Genomic DNA, 18,418 nt, shown 5'->3' on the forward strand with positions numbered 1-18,418 from the left:
GGGAATAATTGATGAATAAGAAATGGATGCTATCTTTACTGCTCGTGCCAACATTAATCACCGCTGGGTGTGGAATGAACAACCAAGGCGATGAGCGTAGAGGAACAATGAAAAGGCAGTATGAAAATGTCACATATAAGAATGACAACATGAGACAGGATCAGCAAGATGTTCAAACACCTCAGAAGGTCAAAGTGGCAGATAAGGCGTCAGAGCTTGTAGCCAATATGTCTGGAGTGAAGACAGCAAACGTGCTTGTCACAGGAAAAAATGCATTTGTTGCCGTTGTACTTGAAGGCAATAAAAGCGGTGATGTGACGGACGATCTGAAAAAGAAAATTTCAGACAAAGTCAAATCAACGGATCAACAAATCGACAACGTGTATGTATCTGCTAATCCAGACTTTGTCGATCGTATGCAAGGTTACGGAAAACGCATTAATAGCGGAGAGCCGATTTCAGGATTTTTCGATGAATTTACTGAAACAGTTAGACGTGTCTTCCCTGAATCAAAATAGCTACGACAAAAGCCGTATGTCATATGCGGCTTTTTTGTTTGGAACCGCACCTCGCGCACCTGACTGCATAAAGTAAAAAATATATCACCTCTTGTTGATCTTTGTTTCTTCATAGAGAGAGAAAGAGGGTGCAGGATGAATTCAGGTGGGGAGCAAATGAAAGCAGGGCCGTCATTGATTCATAAAAAACTTGTAGGCGGGATGATTGCAGCAGGTCTGATTTTTTATGCTTTCACCGCGTACTTGATTTATGTTGCGTTTCAGCTGACAGGACAATATTTAGAGCAGCAGTCTTCTCCTAAAACGGTTATCACGGAGGGACTCAATAAGCAAGTCTATGAACATATTAGAATCTACTATGCAGAGGAAGAGGATGCTTTTGTTGATCTGACCATAGAGGCCATGAAACAGGCAAAGAAGAGGACAGCGTCAGTGTTTCAGTTTGAAGCTGACAGACCTTTAGACGTTATTTATTTTGATGATAAAGAGACGATCGAACAAATGGCTGGAATTAAGCATATAACCGGATTTTACTCCGATCATGATCAAATGATTGGGTTATATCCAGATAAACGGGAAGCATTATTGAAGAAAGAGACACTGCCTTTATACTTTTTCAATACGCTTTTTATTCATGAGTATGCTCATTTTGTTTTCTATGAAAAGGTCCATTCATATGAAGTATCTCCAGGCATTTTTCCGCTTTGGTTCCACGAAGGAACAGCAGAATGGACGGCCTATGACGTGTTAAATGCTACGTCTGAACGCTTCGACGTGATTCCTTTTCAATCTCTTCATTCTGATCAAGACTGGCAGAACTCCCGGGTGACATATGAGACAGATGTCTATTTACAAAGCTACTATATAATCTATGAGCTGGTGCAGCTTTACGGACGAGACATCATACATGAGATCATGGAGGAAACTGCAAAAACGGGCCAATTTGCTAGCGGCTTTGAACAGGCGACGGGGGAGAGGCTCACAGATTTTGAAGAACAGTTTAAAGCGATGTACCAAAGAAAAAACGGCTGACCAAAGAAGGGGGTCAGCCGTTTTTTTAATGAAGAGGCTTTTGTTGATCGGCCTTGCTAGAAGGCATTTGAACCTGCCCCTGAAGCGGTGCAAAAGCTGACGTCATGGCTGTCATGTCTTGTTTGGAAAGCTGAGGAACTTGATAGTAGCCATGCTTGTTTTGATACAAGAAAATTTCATAGGCCATTTCGATAAAGTTCGGAATCTGCGCAGCAAGCACACGTCTGACAACAGGGTTTGTAACTTCTAATGCGGACATGGAAAGTAACCCAGCGTGTGATTTGACTAGGCTGAGCATATGTCCTGTGATGCCTAAGTCTTTTACATCCTGTAATGACTGATTCGGCTTCTTCGGCTGAGTAGGTTTGATTCCGTATGTCACTTGTGTGTGTTCTTTCATCATATAAGTAGCGGTTTCTTCACTAGGCTTTTGGCCTGTAGAAAAACAATCTACAGTGACATTGTACTGGGATAAAACGAATTGATATTGTCGATCCAGGATGTCGGATAATGCAGGATCTTGAATAAATTGCCGCAGGATCATATATTGATCCAAAATATTAATGGTGCCGGCTAAAATTTCATGTAAATCGAATAACTCATGCCCGCCATGGTTGAGTTCAGGCTGCTGAGCGTTTCCTTGAAACATTGGCTGTTGATCGTTTTGCATTGAGATTCCTCCTTTTGTTTATACAATCTGTTTTAATGTGAGGATGTTTTCACGTTTTCATGCAAAAAACATTATTTACAATTAGAGGGTTTTCTTTCTTTTTGTCGAAAAAAAGTATCAGACGAATGAACATGGGGGTACCAGATGCAGGACAAAATCATTAATCGTTTGATAGAAGACGAACATGTGCAGGCACCAGTGATCGGCATCGGTGTTTCGCCGTTTGAACAGCATCATCTTGAGGCTTTTTTTCAATCGTTGCCACCTGAATTAAATGCCTCTTTTATTGTTGTGCAAAATCATGTGACAGGCGATTGTATCACAGATTTAGAAGCACTTGTTTTACCGATTGGCTACCGGGCAAAAACGATTAAACATGGTGAGAAAGTCATGAAGAAGACCATCTATTTTTGTCCGCAGCATGCGGCTGTGACGTTAACAGAAGATCATCGGCTTCATGTATCAGAGCAGCTGCCAACAAACAAGGCATGCTCTGTCGACTCGCTTTTTAAGTCACTTGCCAGTGTTCAAAAAGAAGAAGCGTTTGCGATCTTTTTTCAAAAAGGTCATTGTGTGGGGAGTGGATTGCTTCGGTTGGTTGAGCAAGGCGGTACAGCCTTATCATGCAGTGAGGTAGAGAGTGGTTTTGACAGCATGTATCATCACACATTCAAAAATCCATCCACCCTTGCAGCTTATATGGCCAATATCATCAATGTCCCGCATGTGGATGAGACGGATCCAGCTTTACTTAGAATCATTGAACGTCTCGAAATGTATAAAGGGATTGCCTTTTCAACCTATGAAAAGAAAAGGCTGCTTTCTGTTATTCAAAAACGCATGCGCACTGCAAACGAACCGATGTCATTATTAACAGAGTACGATCGTTTATTAGAAAGAGAACCAGATGAGCTTGACCGTCTGCATGCCCAGCTCCTAAGCGGCACGACTGCTTTCTTTAGAGATATGGGGGCTTTTCGAGTATGTGAACAGAAGGTGATCCCGTCAATCATTGACCATTCGATGAACAACGGGAAATCTCGGTGCCGAATTTGGATTGCGGGATGTTCGACAGGGGAAGAAGCTTATTCTTTTACGATTTTATTTTTAGAAGAAATGAAGCGAAGAGATGTGTCCATTGAACTTCAAGTCTTTGCGACAGATATCAACCGAAAAGCCATTCAAATAGCTAGTAAAGGTCTTTACTCGATAGAGTCTATGGCAAGCATACCGGAAAAATGGCGGGCGCGATATTTCGAAAAAAAAGGTGACGCTTTTATTGTGAAGCAGTCGCTTAGAAAACATATTGTTTTTGCTCCTCACAATTTATTGATTGATTCACCTTTTATCCACCTCGATTTTATCAGTTGCCGAAATGTTCTGATGTACTTTGAGCCAGAAGTACAAAAACGAGTATTATCCCGATTCCAATATGCTTTAAAAGATCAAGGGGTGTTAATCTTAGGTCCAAATGAAACTGTTCCCAATATTCCTCGATTGTTTCAATTGTTCAATGAGAAGTGGAACATTTACACCTATTCAAATGTTCCTGCATCTAGTGTCCCTTGGGTATATGACGCTCGTGATGCCGAGTTAAAAAAGCGAGCTGCACAATATATGGAAGAAGTGAGCGAAGAATATGACGCATGCATGGTGATCAATGATTGTGACAAAATTCTGGCGATGTCAAATGGGGCCTATTCCTTCTTAGACCATGCAGAGGTGTCAGATCAATCATGTGAATATGTCACACCTGATTATTTGAAAGAGATGTTGAGTCAAACCTTTCAAAAGGTGTGGACAGACGAGACAGAGCTGGTGTTTCAGCATGTCCTCATTTCGGAAAAAGGAAAAAAGCAGTATGCGGATTTTATTGTAAAGAGTTTTGATCACCGTTTTAAAGGGGTATACGTCATTCTCATTCGAATGAATGAGAGAGGGAAAATTCAAAAGAACAGCAGGGAAAAAGGGATGCCAGATCAGAATTCAGTTTATCAGCAGCGTATTGTCGATTTAGAAAATGAACTCAATGAAATTAAACAAAAAGAGCAGGAGGCAAGGGCTCAATTAAAAGTGAAAAACACGCAAATAGCGGAGCTTGAGAAAAAACATGAACATTTTATTAATATCATAAACAACTTAAGGGTAACAAGGGAAGAACTGTATAGACCTTCTGTTAAGCCTCAGCTTGCGACGTTGTTTGTGGACCGGGACATGAATATTCGCTATTACACTCCTACAGCCGCCTCTTTATTTACTTCAGCTCAAATAAGGCAACAGCAATCCTTTCAGGCGATGGCTAAGAAGCTTACGCAGGAAACGCTCTATCATGACATACAATCGGTTATCTCGGACAGGCGCGTCATCGAACGAGAAATTGAAACGAATGAAGGAGAACAATTCACTGTACACATCACACCTATCTTTGATCAAGATCATGAGGGAGCGGTGATGACGTGGATTAAAATGACGGAAATGACAAAAATCAAACAGTCACTCCATCTAGCGGTAACAGCACTGGATAATAGCCATATCCATATTGTTGTTGCAACTGAGGAAGGGGTCATCCAATGCGTGAATCAGCGTTTTTGCCAGTTTGTACAGCAGCATGAATATGACCTGATCGGCAAAGATATTTTTTCTGTCTATCATTCGCTGTGTCAATGTGATGATTTAGAAAAGCAATGGGACGTTTGTTTAAAAGAAGGCAGCTGGACTGGTGAGCTGTACTTTCAGGATTTATCAGGACGTGAACGATGGGAGAGGGTCTCTTTACACCGAATTGATGATCCTGACAAAATGCAGTCAACCGTGATGCGGATTTCAGAGGACATTACCAATCAAAAGCAGTCAGAGAAGATGCTGATGAAGTCAGAGATGCTGTCCGCAGTTGGTCAGCTTGCAGCCGGCATCGCCCATGAGATACGGAACCCGCTGACGTCGTTAAAGGGATTTTTACAGCTGATGATTCAAAGTAAGAAATATCAGAAGGATTATGCAGATGTGATGATGTCTGAATTTAATCGGCTTGAAGCGATTATTAATGAATTCCTTGTGCTCTCTAGAAGCAAATCGGTGAAATTTGAGCCGGTACATGTCAATCTTCTGCTTGAAGAAGTGATCATGGTCGTTGAATCACAGGCGGTTTTAAAAGGCGTGTCTATTCAGAAGAATTTGTCTCCTTCGCTGCCAAACATTCAAGGTATACCGAATGAGCTGAAACAAGTTTTCTTAAACATTCTTAAAAACGGTATTGAAGCGATGGATGGTGTGACAGGTGTTATTCAAGTCACATCCGTATTGGAACATAATCAGATGATGCTGATCTTTGAAGACCAAGGAAAGGGCATACCAGAAGACGAAATAGGGAAACTGGGTGAACCTTTTTATACAACGAAAGAAAAAGGGACTGGCCTTGGTTTAATGATGACGATTAAAATCATTGAAAGCCATGGCGGCAGCATTCGTTTTGAAAGCAAAAGCTTTGAGGGGACACGAGTGATTATTACGTTTCCAATGAGCTGACAGACATAAGATTTACAAGAAATCCATCTACCATCAATATTTACTTAGTACACTATGAGAGATAAAGCTCGGAAGGGGAGGGTCTAATGAAACGTGTTCGATCCATTCGAATGATCTGCTGTCTGGTTTTAGTGATCTTTAGTCTGCAATCCATACTGCCTGGCATGATCACATCAGAACAAGCCATTGCGTCTGAAAAGAAGGAAACGGTTTGGAACCAAAAGAAGTCAATGAAAATCAAGAAAGCCCGTCAACTGATCGGAGAGACGGTGACGGTGAGTGGAATTGTGACAGCAGACCAATCGGCTATAGGCAATGGGAAACTGTCAACGTACATTCAAGACAAATCAGCTGGAATCAATATTTATTCAGCACAGCCCAACAATTTCCCAGAACTAAAAGCAGGCATGAAGGTGACAGTAACGGGGAAGATCACGTCTTATAAAGGACTGATTGAAATTGTGCCGGATCGAGACCGTCTGAAGATCGATGGTGTGAATCAAACTTTGCCAAAGCCGAAGCGAGTCTCCGTGAAACAACTAGAAACGGATCAGGCACGTAAACATGAAGGTAAACTTGTGAAGGTCAAAGGCTATGTTGAATCAAAACCAGAGCAGCCGGCTGGCGGTGGATACAATGTCGTGATCATTGATAAAAAATATCACAGCACCATCCTTAGAGTGATGGTGGATACAAGTGCCATTGATGAAGTAAAGACAGGGAAATGGTATGAGTTTACAGGATTGTTAAGCAGATATGATACGCTGCAGGTGCTTCCAAGACACGAGGGTGATGTCAGTCTGCTGAAACGCCAGCTAAAGCCGCCAAAAATGAAGAAAGAATACGAGGCAACGGTTGATCGGGTGGTAGATGGAGATACGATTCATTTAAAGAAGCCTGTGCTTGGTACAACAAAGGTGCGCTTTGTGAATATGGACACGCCGGAAACGTACCATAAGCCAAAAAATGAATTAGATCAAAACCAGCTGCGTTTTGGACAAAAGGCGGCGGACTATTTAAATACGCTTCTTTCAAGCGGAGATAAAGTCACATTAAAGATTGGTCCTGAAGCGAAGGACGGCTATGGACGTCTTTTAGCTCAAGTGAAAACCAAAAAAGGGGTCAATACGAATTTAGAGCTTGTGAAAAAAGGATATGCCCCTACGTATTTCATCTGGCCGGTTGGAGATGAAAAGGACTATCAGACGTTCCAAAAAGCTGTCAAAGAGGCAAAACAAAAAGGGCTGGGCATATGGAACGAAGCGGACCCACTGCTGGAACAGCCGTTTGAATTTAGGGCACGTGAACAGAAAAAAGGACTGACACGCTACGTCGGTGATTCATCAGCAAAAACCTACGTATCGCCTGGCAGCTGGAAAGAAATCGCTGTAGATAAACGCATCTTTTTTGCTTCAAAAGAAGAAGCAGAACGGGCTGGCTATCAGCCGGCAGAGGAAGCTGGGGAAGTCCCATTAACCATTTTAAGCATGAATGATTTACACGGAAAAATTGATCAACAATACGAGCTGGATCTAAAAGGTGATGGCAACAAAGGAACGTATGGACGGATGGATTATGTGGCGGCTTATATGAAACAAAAACAAGCAGCCCACAAAAATACGATCACAGTCCACGCCGGAGATATGATTGGCGGCAGCTCTCCAATATCGTCTCTTCTGCAGGATGAACCAACTGTTGAACTCATGGAGAACATTGGCTTTGATGTTGGCACGGTCGGCAACCATGAATTTGATGAAGGGGTGGACGAGCTATTACGTATCATAAATGGCGGAGATCATCCTAAAGGCACAAAGGGATATGACGGACAGAATTTTCCGCTCGTTTGTGCAAACTGTGAATACAAGGATACAGGTAAACCACTTTTACCTGCTTATGAAATCATGGATGTCGAGGGAATTCCTGTAGCATTTATCGGTGTTGTGACAAAGTCAGCCGCAGGAATGGTGATGCCAGAAGGGATTAAAGACATTCAGTTTACAGATGAAGTCAAAGCCGTAAATGAAGCCGCGAAGGAATTAAAACAAAAAGGGATCAAAGCCATTGCGGTCTTAGCTCATATGACGGCCTCTCAAAATGGAGATACCATCACTGGAGAAAGTGCGAAGCTGGCTAAAGAAGGCGATGATGAAATTGATGTCATCTTTGCGGGGCATAATCACGAAGTGGTAAACGGAGAGGTCAATGGGAAATTAATTGTTCAAGCCTTTGAATATGGGAAGGCCATTGGCGAAGTCAATGTAACACTTGACCGCAAAACGAAGGATATTGTCAAAAAGAGTGCAAATATCCAGTATGTAGACCAGTCTGGTATTGAAAAGGACAAGGAAGCAGCCGGCATCTTGGCTCATTACGGGAAAGAAGTTGAGCCGATTATTAGTGAGGTAGTTGGAGAAGCTGGTGTCAAAATGGAAGGCGGCTATTCAAATGATGGAGACACGCCGCTCGGTAATTTGATTGCTGATGGTATGAGGTATTCTATGAAAAGTGATTTTGCCATGATGAATGGCGGCGGCATTAGGCAAAACCTTGAAAAAGGGCCGATTACGTGGGGAGATCTGTTTAATATTCAGCCTTTTGGCAACGTCTTAGTTAAACTTGAGATTAAGGGGAAAGACTTGGCTGAGATCATTGAAGCGCAAATTTCTCCTCAATTTGGACCAGATTATAGCATTTCGGGCTTTTCATATTCCTATGATCCGGTAACATATAAAGTAGTCGATTTAAAGCTGCCAGATGGATCAGACGTTGCGCTCGATCAAACATATACACTCACGGTGAATAACTTTATGGCAACTGCAACTGGCAGTAAGTATGCACCGATAGGAAGGCTGGGGAAAAATCCTGAAACAGGTCCAGAGGATTTAGAAGCCACTGTCGCTTTTGTGAAGAGCTTTGAAGGAGCTTCCATTGTGTATCAAAAAGAGGGACGCATTCAAAAAGCAAAACAAGAAGAAAAAGCAGCAAGCTAAAGAGCGTATCATCTAAGAGAAATGTAACAGGTAAAGGAGTTTAAGCATGAAAAAGTGGCTTGCACTTACTGTGATGACAGCAGGAATTGTCTTGCTAGGCTGGGGAATTTGGCAAATCGCCTCTACGCACCTTCAAACAGCACAATCATTAGAAGACGCGAAGAAAGCGGTAGCGGACGATCAAAGGATGTCAAAGAAGCAGTTTTCTCCTGAAGTGGGGAAAGCCTCTGGCATTCTGACGATTCCGAAATTAAAAGCAGACCTTCCCATTGTCGAAGGGACAGATGCGGATGATCTTGCCAAAGGAGTCGGGCATTACAAAGGCAGTTATTACCCTGATCAAAAGGGACAAATCGTCCTATCTGGCCATCGTGACACGGTATTTCGCCGGACAGGTGAATTGAATATTGGCGATCAGCTGAAAATCACTGTGCCGTATGGTGAATTTGTTTATAAAATCACACATACGAAAATCGTGGATCAGCATGATACATCCATTATTACTTTGCAGAATAAAAAGGAAGAGCTGGTGTTAACGACATGCTATCCATTTCATTTCGTCGGCAATGCACCAGAGCGGTACATTATTTATGCCAAAAGAGCATCTGTCTAATGAAGAAAGAGCCTGCTTATCAAAAGCAGGCTCATTTTTAATGAATGATCTCGTCCATGAGCTGAGCCATATCTAGTGGAAGCGGTGCTTCTATGCTCAGTTGCTCACCTGTAAAAGGATGTGTCATGTCTACTTGTTTGGCGTGAAGAGCGCATCTGTTGATATAAGCACGAGCGCCGCCATAAAGTGAATCCCCGGCTAAAGGATGCCCAAGACTGCTAAGATGGACACGAATTTGATGTGTTCTTCCGGTCTCAAGTTGCAGCTTGACGGCTGTCATTTGCAGGCGTTTATTGATGTCCATGACCTGAAAGTGAGTGACAGCACTTTGACCAGTAGGAGAGATTCTTCGTCTGACAGCATGATGCTTGTCACGGCCGATCGCTGCCTCGATAGTGCCTTTCTTTTTCTTGAAAAGTCCTTCTGCGATAGCGATGTAGGTTCGGCTGATCGTTTTTTTAGAAAGCATTTGATCAAGCACAGCATGAGCTAATCTGTGTTTGGCAAAAATGACCGTGCCGCTTGTGTCTTGATCGAGTCTGTGGATATGTCTCACTCGCTTTTCCTCGCCATTTGCTTGAAAATGAAAGGCCACAAGGTTTGCCAGTGTGCCCGTTTGTCCCTTTTCATTCGGGTGCGTTGGTCGTCCAGCGGGCTTTTGCACAATCAATAAGTGCTCGTCCTCAAAGAGCACCTCTAATTCACCATATTCTGGCGTCACATCACTTTCTTCCGTTTCAAATAAATCGATCAGGATGTGATCGCCTGCACTGACTTTTGCCGCGTGATGGGCAGGCTTTTGATTTAAACGTATTTTTTGATGCTCCATCCAAAAATGGATAATCGGTTTTGAGGCCGACACGGCTGTTTTTAAAAACTGACTCAGTGAAGTGTCATGATGCTGCTCACCTGCTTTTAGCGAGAGCGTGTGTCCGTTAATGTTCATGATATCCGTTCCTCTCTCTTTGGGTATATATAGGAAACACTTACCTTGGCGAACGCCTTTTTTTCTGTGCTATTCTGAATGGAGAACTAACGACAGAGAGGTAGATGCCACGTGAGAATAATGAAAGCTGCGACAGACATGCAAGAGCAGGCAATTGAAGAAATATCAAAGGATGTTGAAGATCTTCTATCCCATGCTGTCGGTGAAAACCCAGCTGCGCGTCAACAAGAACGCCCGCTGACCTTTGTTGAAGGGGTTTATAACGGAACGATGGACGATGCTTTTCGTATTTTATCGGGACTTCAGCTATTACATACCATTATTGTAAAACCTAAACGCCATATTACAAAGCGTGATCGTGAGCTATTCGAGCGAAATCGTGATCAGGTCAATGCATGCGGCTTTTCTTTTCCGTTTGATTTAGACGATTTTGCCAGCCGCCGTCTTCAAAATGCGTAAAAGTTGGTGTGAACTTCCTTGTTAACTTACAAGGCTGCCGCACATACTATTTTTAAGGGAACGGAGAAACCTTAAGATCTGTAATACCAAACCCGCTCTTTTTCAACATTGCCTATTTCTCCACGAATCGGAGCGCTTGGATCTCTTGCAGAATAACCGAACACGGGTAGGAGCCTGACAAAATGGTACAGGCTCCTTTTATACATAATTATTTTAGCAGACATTCATCTTTGAAAGTCAATTTTATTCACGATATGATAGCATTGAGTATCATATTAAAGACTTTCGTAAAAAAAGGAGTGGCCTCGTTGGTAAAGGCGATTATATTTGATTTTGACGGATTAATTTTAGATACAGAAACACATGAATATGAAGTTTTACAAGAAATGTTTGCAGAGCATGAGTCGGAGCTGCCTCTTTCTGTATGGGGCAACGTCATCGGGACGCAGGCAGGCTTTAAGCCTTTTGAATACTTAGAAAAGCAGCTAGGAAAGACGCTCGATCATGAGGCACTCACAGCGGACCGGCGTTCTCGTTTTCAAAAGAGAATGAAGGATGAATCAGCACGACCTGGCGTAGAAGCTTATTTACAGGCAGCGAAGGAGCTTGGGATCAAGATTGGACTTGCTTCCAGCTCAGACTATAAATGGGTGTCTGATCACCTGAAGCAAATTGGTCTTTTCGATTACTTTGAATGTATCCGCACGTCAGATGATGTGGAAGAAGTCAAACCTCATCCAGAGCTTTATTTGCAAACCGCAAGCTGCTTAGGTGTAGAGCCAAAGGATTGTGTGGCATTTGAGGATTCAGTGAATGGATCAATTGCTGCCAAACGAGCAGGCATGAAATGCGTCATCGTCCCAAACAAAGTGACGAGCACGCTGCAGTTTAAAGAATATGATGTCAGATTAGAATCCATGGCTGAAATCGAATTGCTCCAGCTATTCCATCAGCTTGAAAAAGAGGATCAGTAAGGGGGCAAAAACATCATGGCAGAAAAACTCGATTTAACGCGGTTTGAAAAAAGAATGGTGATCCGTAATATCCGGGAAGAAGATATTGACCGAATCATCGCCTTGCAGGAGGTATGCTTTCCGGGCATGGACCCTTGGAAACGAGAGCACCTTGAAAGCCATCTTGAGCATTTCCCAGAAGGTCAGTTTTGTGCTGAATTTGAGGGAGAAATCATTGGCTCTTGTTCAAGTTTATTAATTAACTTTGATGAATACGATGACCGTCATACTTGGCAGGACATCACAGATGATGGGTACATCACTAACCATAATCCAGATGGGATGAATATGTATGGAATTGAAGTGATGGTTAGTCCTGAATACCGCCGCATGAAAATTGGCCATCGTTTATATGAAGCAAGAAAAGACTTAGCGAGAAGATTAAATTTAAAAAGCATCATCATTGGCGGACGCATCCCGAATTATCATAAATACCAAGAGGAAATGACGCCTCGTCAATATGTGGAGCAGGTCATGCTTCACCAAATTTATGATCCTGTTTTATCTTTTCAGCTGTTAAATGAGTTTAGCCTCATGCGGATCAATCCGAATTACTTGCCGGATGATAAGGCATCGAGCACATATGCGACGTTAATGGAATGGAACAACGTCGATTATCGTCCGCAATCGAAGAGATATTATAAATCGGCATTCCCAGTTCGTATTTGCGTCATTCAATATGCGATGAAACAAATTCATTCCTTCGAGGAATTCATGAATCAGGTGGAGTATTATGTTGATGTCGCATCAGATGCGTCAGCTGACTTTGCCGTATTCCCAGAAATTTTTACAACGCAGCTCATGTCTTACTTAGAGGAGCGCTCCCCAAGTCTTGCAGTGCAACGGATCACAGAATATACCGAGGATTACATTAATTTGTTCACAGACCTTTCTGTGAAGTACAACATTAACATCATCGGCGGATCCCATTTCGTTGAAGAGGAAGGGAAAATCTACAATATCGCTTATTTATTTAGACGTGATGGAACAATTGAAAAGCAATATAAGCTCCATATCACACCGAATGAAAGAAAATGGTGGGGGATTTCAGCAGGTGATCAAGTTCGGGTATTTGATACAGACTGCGGTAAAATTGCGATCCAAATTTGCTACGATATTGAATTTCCTGAGCTTGCTCGTATTGCAGCTGATAAAGGAGCGAAAATTATTTTTACTCCGTTCTGTACAGAAGACCGCCAAGGCTATTTAAGAGTGCGTTACTGTGCACAGGCTAGAGCGGTTGAAAATCAGATTTATACCGTTATCTCAGGAACAGTCGGAAACCTTCCGCAAACCGAAAATATGGATGTCCAATATGCACAGTCAGCGATTTTTGCCCCATCAGACTTTGAATTTGCAAGAGATGGGATTGTAGGTGAGTGTAATCCGAATATAGAAATGGTTGTCGTTGGCGATGTCGATTTAGAAATTTTAAGAAGACAGCGGCAAGATGGAACGGTACGTCAGCTCAAGGACCGAAGAAGAGACGTGTACCATATTGAATATAAGAAATAATGAAAGGAAGCGCCTGTCACAAGGCGCTTCAGCGCGCAGACAAACCCTCGCATTCGGTGTCAGGTCTGCGCTCCAGTGCTCACGAATGTTTCATTCGCTCCGCTCCGGTGCTCGATCTTCCTAGACTGCAAAGGTTTTCTATCACACTGAAAAGAAGCGCCTATCACAAGGCGCTTCTTTTTGTTGACATTTTTTAAGAGACATAGTAGCAGCACGAGCGCTGCTACCTGTTCAAGATTCATCATCATTTTTTGCCTACATAAGATGGAGAGCTTATTTTTTTATGTGATAAAGGGATGCCGGAGCAAAATCTGAATATACTGAAAGGAGATCATGTGTTCAAAAAGGAGAGGAACATGGGACGACAAGCTAAACATTTATATATCAATTTGCCGGTAAAGCATGTCAAGGAATCAAAGGCTTTTTTTGAGCAGCTGGGTTTTGAGTTTCAAGAGCAGCTGACGAATGATCAGGCAGCTTGTTTGGTCATTGGTGACACCATTACGGTCATGCTGTTAACCCATAAGCATTTTCAAACCATCTCAGAAAAACAATTGGTGGATGCAAGGCAGGGATCAGAGGTCATTGTCTCTATGCGGGTTGATTCACGAAAAGAGGTCGATGAGCTTGTCGAGCAGGCGATGGCAGCAGGCGGGTTACCGTTTAAGGAAAAGCAGGATCATGGGTTCATGTACGGTTGGAGCTTTCAGGATCTTGATGGTCATTTGTGGGAAGTGTTCTATTTGGATGAGGAGAGAAGCGGCCTTTCATAAGGTCGCTTCTTTTTTATTGTTTAACAGTGGTATGATTATGAGGAAACAAAAAATAGGAATTCATCTAGAGAAAAGTAGGTGCAGCATGGAGTTTTTACTTGTCTTACTGCCAGTGTTCGGTATTTTCCTTATCGGGTATATTGGGCAGAAGGCCATTGGTTTTGACATACATACGCTCTCATCAATGTCTTTATATTTAATGTCACCATTTCTTGCGTTTGAAACCTTTTATCAAAACAAAGTGTCGATGGACTATGTGTACCTATCTATTTTTGTCGTCGGACTTTGTCTTTCACTTGTTTTATGTGTCTTTATTTTATCTCGTATTTATGGTTATTCGAAGGAAATGTATTGTGCCATGATTCTGTCGTCAGCATTTATGAACAATGGGAATTACGGCACGCCTGTTGTCCTGCTTGTCTTCGGAGCAGCAGGTTTAGATATTGCCATCGTATTAATGGTGCTGCAGCAGCTTGTCATGAGTACGATCGGTATGTATTATGCAGCAAAGGGCGGAGAGGATGCAGGGGATGGGAAGGTCGTGCTGAAAAAAGTGCTGCGTATGCCGGTTGCATATGGGGCACTCCTCGGTCTATTATTTCAGCTGATGGATCTTACACTACCTAAAGAGGTGATGACGGGTGTCCAGCTTGTGGGAGATGCCGCCATACCGACGATTATGCTTATTTTAGGCATGCAGCTCGCCGTCATTTCTTTTAAGCAAGTGGATTATCGCAATATTTCTTATGCTGTATTGCTGAAGCTGTTTATCTCACCACTCATCGCATTTGGCTTTACACTCATTTTACCGGTAGATGATCTAGTGAAACAAATTATGATCTTAGTTGCAGCCATGCCGACAGCAGCAAATACCACCCTGATGGCTGTACAATTTCGAACGAAGCCTGAGTTTGTCTCAAGCACGACATTTCTCAGTACCGTTTTAAGCATCGTGACATTACCAGTTTTATTATGGATTTTATCTATGCACCCTCTGGGATAGGGGATAGGCGGCAAACAAAGGGGGACATATCAATGAATGCAGATGTTCATTTTCAAGTGAGTGATGTGTTAAAAACAAAGTATTTTGCCCATGCAAAAGTGTTAGCAGGAGAAAAGGGATTGTTTCGGCAGGTCAAATGGGTCCATGTGCTAGAAGTGCCTGCTGTAGAAGATTTGTTAAATGGGGGAGAGCTCATATTAACCACAGCCGCAGGCTTTCATGATCAATTGGATGTGTTTCAAGCATTTTTAAAACAGCTGATCGATTCTGGTGCGGCAGGCTTATGTATTGAATTTGTTCCGCTCAGATTCGATGTGCCGGAAGAACTGATTGCATATGCAGAAGAAAGAGATTTTCCGCTGATTTTGTTTACAAAAGAAGTGAAATTCGTCAACATCACACAGCATCTCCATACGATGATGATTGAACGCCAGTATCAAATGATGGCTGATTTAGAAGCACTATCATCAAAGCTGAATGAGCTTTTGCTGACTCCCCATCCGCAGATGGATATTTTGGATCAAGTGTATCAGCACGTAAGGGGCATTCTTTTACTCATTCCTGTTCAGGGGGAGCCGATTATTTTATGTGATTCCTCCAAACAAACCGAAGAGATGGTCATGAATTATTTACAGTTTGCTTCCTTGCCAAAAGGATACGAAGTGACCAAAAAAGAAGTGCTTGCACTCAAGCAGACATTTGCAGACCTTGTGCTCATTCATCAAACAAACACACTCTCAGAATTCGAACTGCTCGTAATGGATAAAGGGGCAAATGCTCTTGCCCAGCAAACGCTAAGAGAGCTTTATACAGAAGAGCTGAAGAAGACAAAAGAGAACGAATGGCTGCAAAAATGGTTCCAAGAAGAGCATACAGAAAGAGATATTTTAGAGCATCTTGAAGAAACAGAAGGATTGAAAAAGCCAACCGGCTGTGTGGTGATGCTCTTTCAAAAGCATCATCAAATCGAAGAAATCGCAGGAAATCTTTATTTTCTCGTATCTTGCCGCTCTATCTTTCAGCGAGCGGGTTTCCATTTGATTCCTTATGAGCATCAAGGACAAACCTTGTTTATTTTATTGAACACGAGAAAGAAGGAGGATTGGAAAGAGCGTGCAGAGAGGGCTGCGAGCGATATCAAACAATTGTACGAGCGCGAGCAGCCCCGCGGAACTGTGATCAATTTTGGCATCGGTCCATATTGTGAACAGTTTCAGCATATGAGAAAAAGCTTTCAAGCAGCCAAAGAAGTGCTGCATTTAAAGAAAGTGATGCCCCAGCGTGTGGAAAGCCCATTTTATCAAGATTTGCATATGCTCCGTCTCATGCCTGTCATGAAGGAAAGCGGACTGCTTGAATGTATGGTGAAAGAGTATTTGGAGCCTGTCATTTTATATGATAAGCAAAATAGCGGCAGACTTTATCAAACGCTGAATATCTTTTTACAGACAAACGGTTCTAAAAAGGAAACTGCAAGCCAGCTCTATATTGTCAGGCAGACGCTTTATCATAGACTAGATAAACTGCAAGCATTGCTTGGCGAGGATATGATGCAGGCACCGAAACGACAGGCGCTTGAATTTGCGATTCTTGCATATGAATTCCTGCAAGGAAATGACCGTTAACGAGGTATGTTAGATTTGCTAAGCATCCGAGTAGAGTGTCTTACGGTTCTTTTCAATCAGTTGACGATCTGTCTAATGTAATGGGCCCGGCCCCTTTTTTATAATGAAAGTAATGGTTGGTTCTCTCTTACGGGCGGCCTAGTTTCAGTTTCATATGCCTCCCTTTTCAGCCATATAATGAATAGAGGGGCAATGTGCTGCTGAACCGGTTTAAGCTTCTTTAATGATGAAAACGGATACATGGGGGTCGGGAAGATGAAAATACATGAGCAGGCTCAAAATCTTCAGGCGAAAGATGATCAGTTGATCTGGCATCATATGAAAGGGACAAACAAGGAAAATGAAAGCATGGTCATTCACAAGGCAGAAGGCGCATGGGTGACTGATATTCATGGGAATCGCTATTTAGACGGGATGTCAGGTCTTTGGTGTGTAAATGCCGGTTATGGCAGAAAAGAGCTTGCAGAAGCGGCATATGAGCAGCTAAATACAATGCCTTACTATCCGCTGACGCAAAGCCATGTGCCAGCGATTCAGCTGGCTGAAAAGCTAAATGAATGGCTTGGCGGGGACTATGTCATCTTCTTTTCTAACAGCGGTTCTGAAGCCAATGAAGCCGCTTTTAAGATCGCCAAACAATATCATGCGCAAAAAGGAGAGAGCACAAGAACAAAGTTCATCTCCAGGTATCGGTCGTATCACGGTAATACCGCAGCAGCTCTTGCTGCAACGGGGCAGGCGCAGCGTAAATATAAATATGAGCCATTAGGTCAAGGCTTTATCCATGTCGCACCGCCTGATATGTATCGTCATCCTGAGGATCAAGAGACTTTGGCAAGTGCAGCGGCAATCGATCAAGCCATGACGTGGGAACTAAGTGAGACCATTGCTGGGGTCATTATGGAACCGATTATTACAGGCGGCGGTATCTTAATGCCGCCAAAAGGGTATTTGAAGAAGGTCAAAGACATCTGTGAGGCTCATGGAGCGCTTCTCATTGTGGATGAAGTCATCTGCGGCTTTGGCCGGACAGGGAAGCGGTTTGGTTTTATGCATGAAGATGTAAAGCCGGACATCATCACAATGGCAAAAGGGATCACAAGCGGCTATTTACCTCTTTCTGCAACGTGCGTGAAACGAGAAATCTATGAAGCCTACGCAGGGGAAGATACGTATGACAGGCTGCGCCATGTAAATACATTTGGCGGTCACCCTGCTTCTTGTGCGGTGGCCCTTGCCAACCTAGAGATCATGGAAACCGAGAAATTAGTAGAACGGTCTGACACACTTGGGCAAGACATGCTTGAACGTTTGCAAGAGTTAAAAGAGCATCCATTTGTCGGTGATGTCAGAGGGAAAGGCCTGCTGTTTGGTATTGAACTTGTTCAGGATCAACAGTCTAAAAAACCGGCTGATCCACAGGTGGTCGGTCAATTGATTGCAGAATGTAAAAAACGCGGACTGATCATCGGGAAAAATGGTGATACGGTTGCCGGCTATAATAACGTTGCCCAGCTTGCACCGCCGCTAAATATAACAGCCGAAGACGCTTCATTTATTATCAACACGCTAAAAGAAAGCATGGCACAGTTATAGCAGAGAGATTTCTCTGCTTTTTTCTATGGGAAGAGCACATACATTAAGATCTGCTAGGTGCAATCGGCATTGGATACACTAGGTGTATTGAAAAATAGAAGAGATTCTATTACTGTTAGGAGAAGACTGAACCAATACAC

Annotated in this window: 14 protein-coding genes; 12 read left to right on the forward strand and 2 right to left on the reverse strand. The window is 42.8% G+C overall.

Features of this window, described 5'->3' with window-relative positions:
- The first annotated feature begins 11 nt into the window (after positions 1 to 11).
- Positions 12 to 518, forward strand: coding sequence for a YhcN/YlaJ family sporulation lipoprotein (locus MHI08_RS04535; RefSeq protein WP_342500042.1), 507 nt, complete (start codon positions 12 to 14; stop codon positions 516 to 518).
- Between the two features lie 156 nt (positions 519 to 674).
- Complete coding sequence (locus MHI08_RS04540) at positions 675 to 1,550, forward strand: hypothetical protein (protein ID WP_342500187.1); 876 nt, start codon at positions 675 to 677, stop codon at positions 1,548 to 1,550.
- 25 nt (positions 1,551 to 1,575) lie between these two features.
- On the opposite strand, the gene MHI08_RS04545 is transcribed toward MHI08_RS04540, so the two are convergent.
- A complete protein-coding gene (locus MHI08_RS04545; RefSeq protein WP_326350067.1) occupies positions 1,576 to 2,220 on the reverse strand; it encodes a spore coat protein in 645 nt (214 codons plus the stop codon).
- A gap of 144 nt (positions 2,221 to 2,364) precedes the next feature.
- Between MHI08_RS04545 and MHI08_RS04550 the strand changes: the two genes are divergently transcribed.
- The 3 genes from MHI08_RS04550 to MHI08_RS04560 all read left to right on the forward strand — a co-directional run bounded on the left by MHI08_RS04550 (position 2,365) and on the right by MHI08_RS04560 (position 9,348).
- Positions 2,365 to 5,745, forward strand: a complete 3,381-nt coding sequence (locus MHI08_RS04550) for a CheR family methyltransferase (protein WP_342500043.1) — start codon at positions 2,365 to 2,367, stop codon at positions 5,743 to 5,745.
- An 86-nt stretch (positions 5,746 to 5,831) separates the two neighbouring features.
- Entirely contained in the window at positions 5,832 to 8,735 is a 2,904-nt protein-coding gene (locus MHI08_RS04555) for a 5'-nucleotidase C-terminal domain-containing protein (RefSeq protein ID WP_163115700.1), read from the forward strand.
- Positions 8,736 to 8,781: 46 nt separating this feature from the next.
- Entirely contained in the window at positions 8,782 to 9,348 is a 567-nt protein-coding gene (locus MHI08_RS04560; protein WP_163115701.1) for a class D sortase, read from the forward strand.
- A gap of 37 nt (positions 9,349 to 9,385) precedes the next feature.
- Here MHI08_RS04560 and MHI08_RS04565 read toward each other — a convergent pair whose 3' ends face one another.
- On the reverse strand, positions 9,386 to 10,294 hold the full coding sequence (locus MHI08_RS04565) for an RluA family pseudouridine synthase (protein ID WP_342500044.1): 909 nt from the start codon (positions 10,292 to 10,294) through the stop codon (positions 9,386 to 9,388).
- Positions 10,295 to 10,405: 111 nt separating this feature from the next.
- Between MHI08_RS04565 and MHI08_RS04570 the strand changes: the two genes are divergently transcribed.
- The 7 genes from MHI08_RS04570 (at position 10,406) to MHI08_RS04600 (ending at position 18,278) form a co-directional block, all read left to right on the forward strand.
- Complete coding sequence (locus MHI08_RS04570; protein ID WP_041109882.1) at positions 10,406 to 10,753, forward strand: DUF5365 family protein; 348 nt, start codon at positions 10,406 to 10,408, stop codon at positions 10,751 to 10,753.
- A gap of 308 nt (positions 10,754 to 11,061) precedes the next feature.
- Positions 11,062 to 11,727, forward strand: coding sequence for an HAD family hydrolase (locus tag MHI08_RS04575; RefSeq protein ID WP_342500045.1), 666 nt, complete (start codon positions 11,062 to 11,064; stop codon positions 11,725 to 11,727).
- A gap of 15 nt (positions 11,728 to 11,742) precedes the next feature.
- Complete coding sequence (locus MHI08_RS04580; protein WP_012009394.1) at positions 11,743 to 13,281, forward strand: bifunctional GNAT family N-acetyltransferase/carbon-nitrogen hydrolase family protein; 1,539 nt, start codon at positions 11,743 to 11,745, stop codon at positions 13,279 to 13,281.
- Between the two features lie 356 nt (positions 13,282 to 13,637).
- Positions 13,638 to 14,054 (forward strand): VOC family protein, encoded by a 417-nt coding sequence (locus MHI08_RS04585; RefSeq protein ID WP_254805884.1) that lies wholly within the window; start codon positions 13,638 to 13,640, stop codon positions 14,052 to 14,054.
- 85 nt (positions 14,055 to 14,139) lie between these two features.
- The gene (locus tag MHI08_RS04590; protein WP_024425307.1) at positions 14,140 to 15,057 is read left to right on the forward strand and encodes an AEC family transporter; all 918 of its coding nucleotides are present in this window, start codon (positions 14,140 to 14,142) and stop codon (positions 15,055 to 15,057) included.
- A 32-nt stretch (positions 15,058 to 15,089) separates the two neighbouring features.
- Complete coding sequence (locus tag MHI08_RS04595) at positions 15,090 to 16,682, forward strand: PucR family transcriptional regulator ligand-binding domain-containing protein (protein WP_024425306.1); 1,593 nt, start codon at positions 15,090 to 15,092, stop codon at positions 16,680 to 16,682.
- 255 nt (positions 16,683 to 16,937) lie between these two features.
- A complete protein-coding gene (locus MHI08_RS04600) occupies positions 16,938 to 18,278 on the forward strand; it encodes an aspartate aminotransferase family protein (protein ID WP_024426604.1) in 1,341 nt (446 codons plus the stop codon).
- The last annotated feature ends 140 nt before the right edge of the window (positions 18,279 to 18,418 follow it).

This window comes from Bacillus sp. FSL M7-0791, from assembly GCF_038627085.1.
GTDB lineage: Bacteria > Bacillota > Bacilli > Bacillales > Bacillaceae > Bacillus > Bacillus safensis.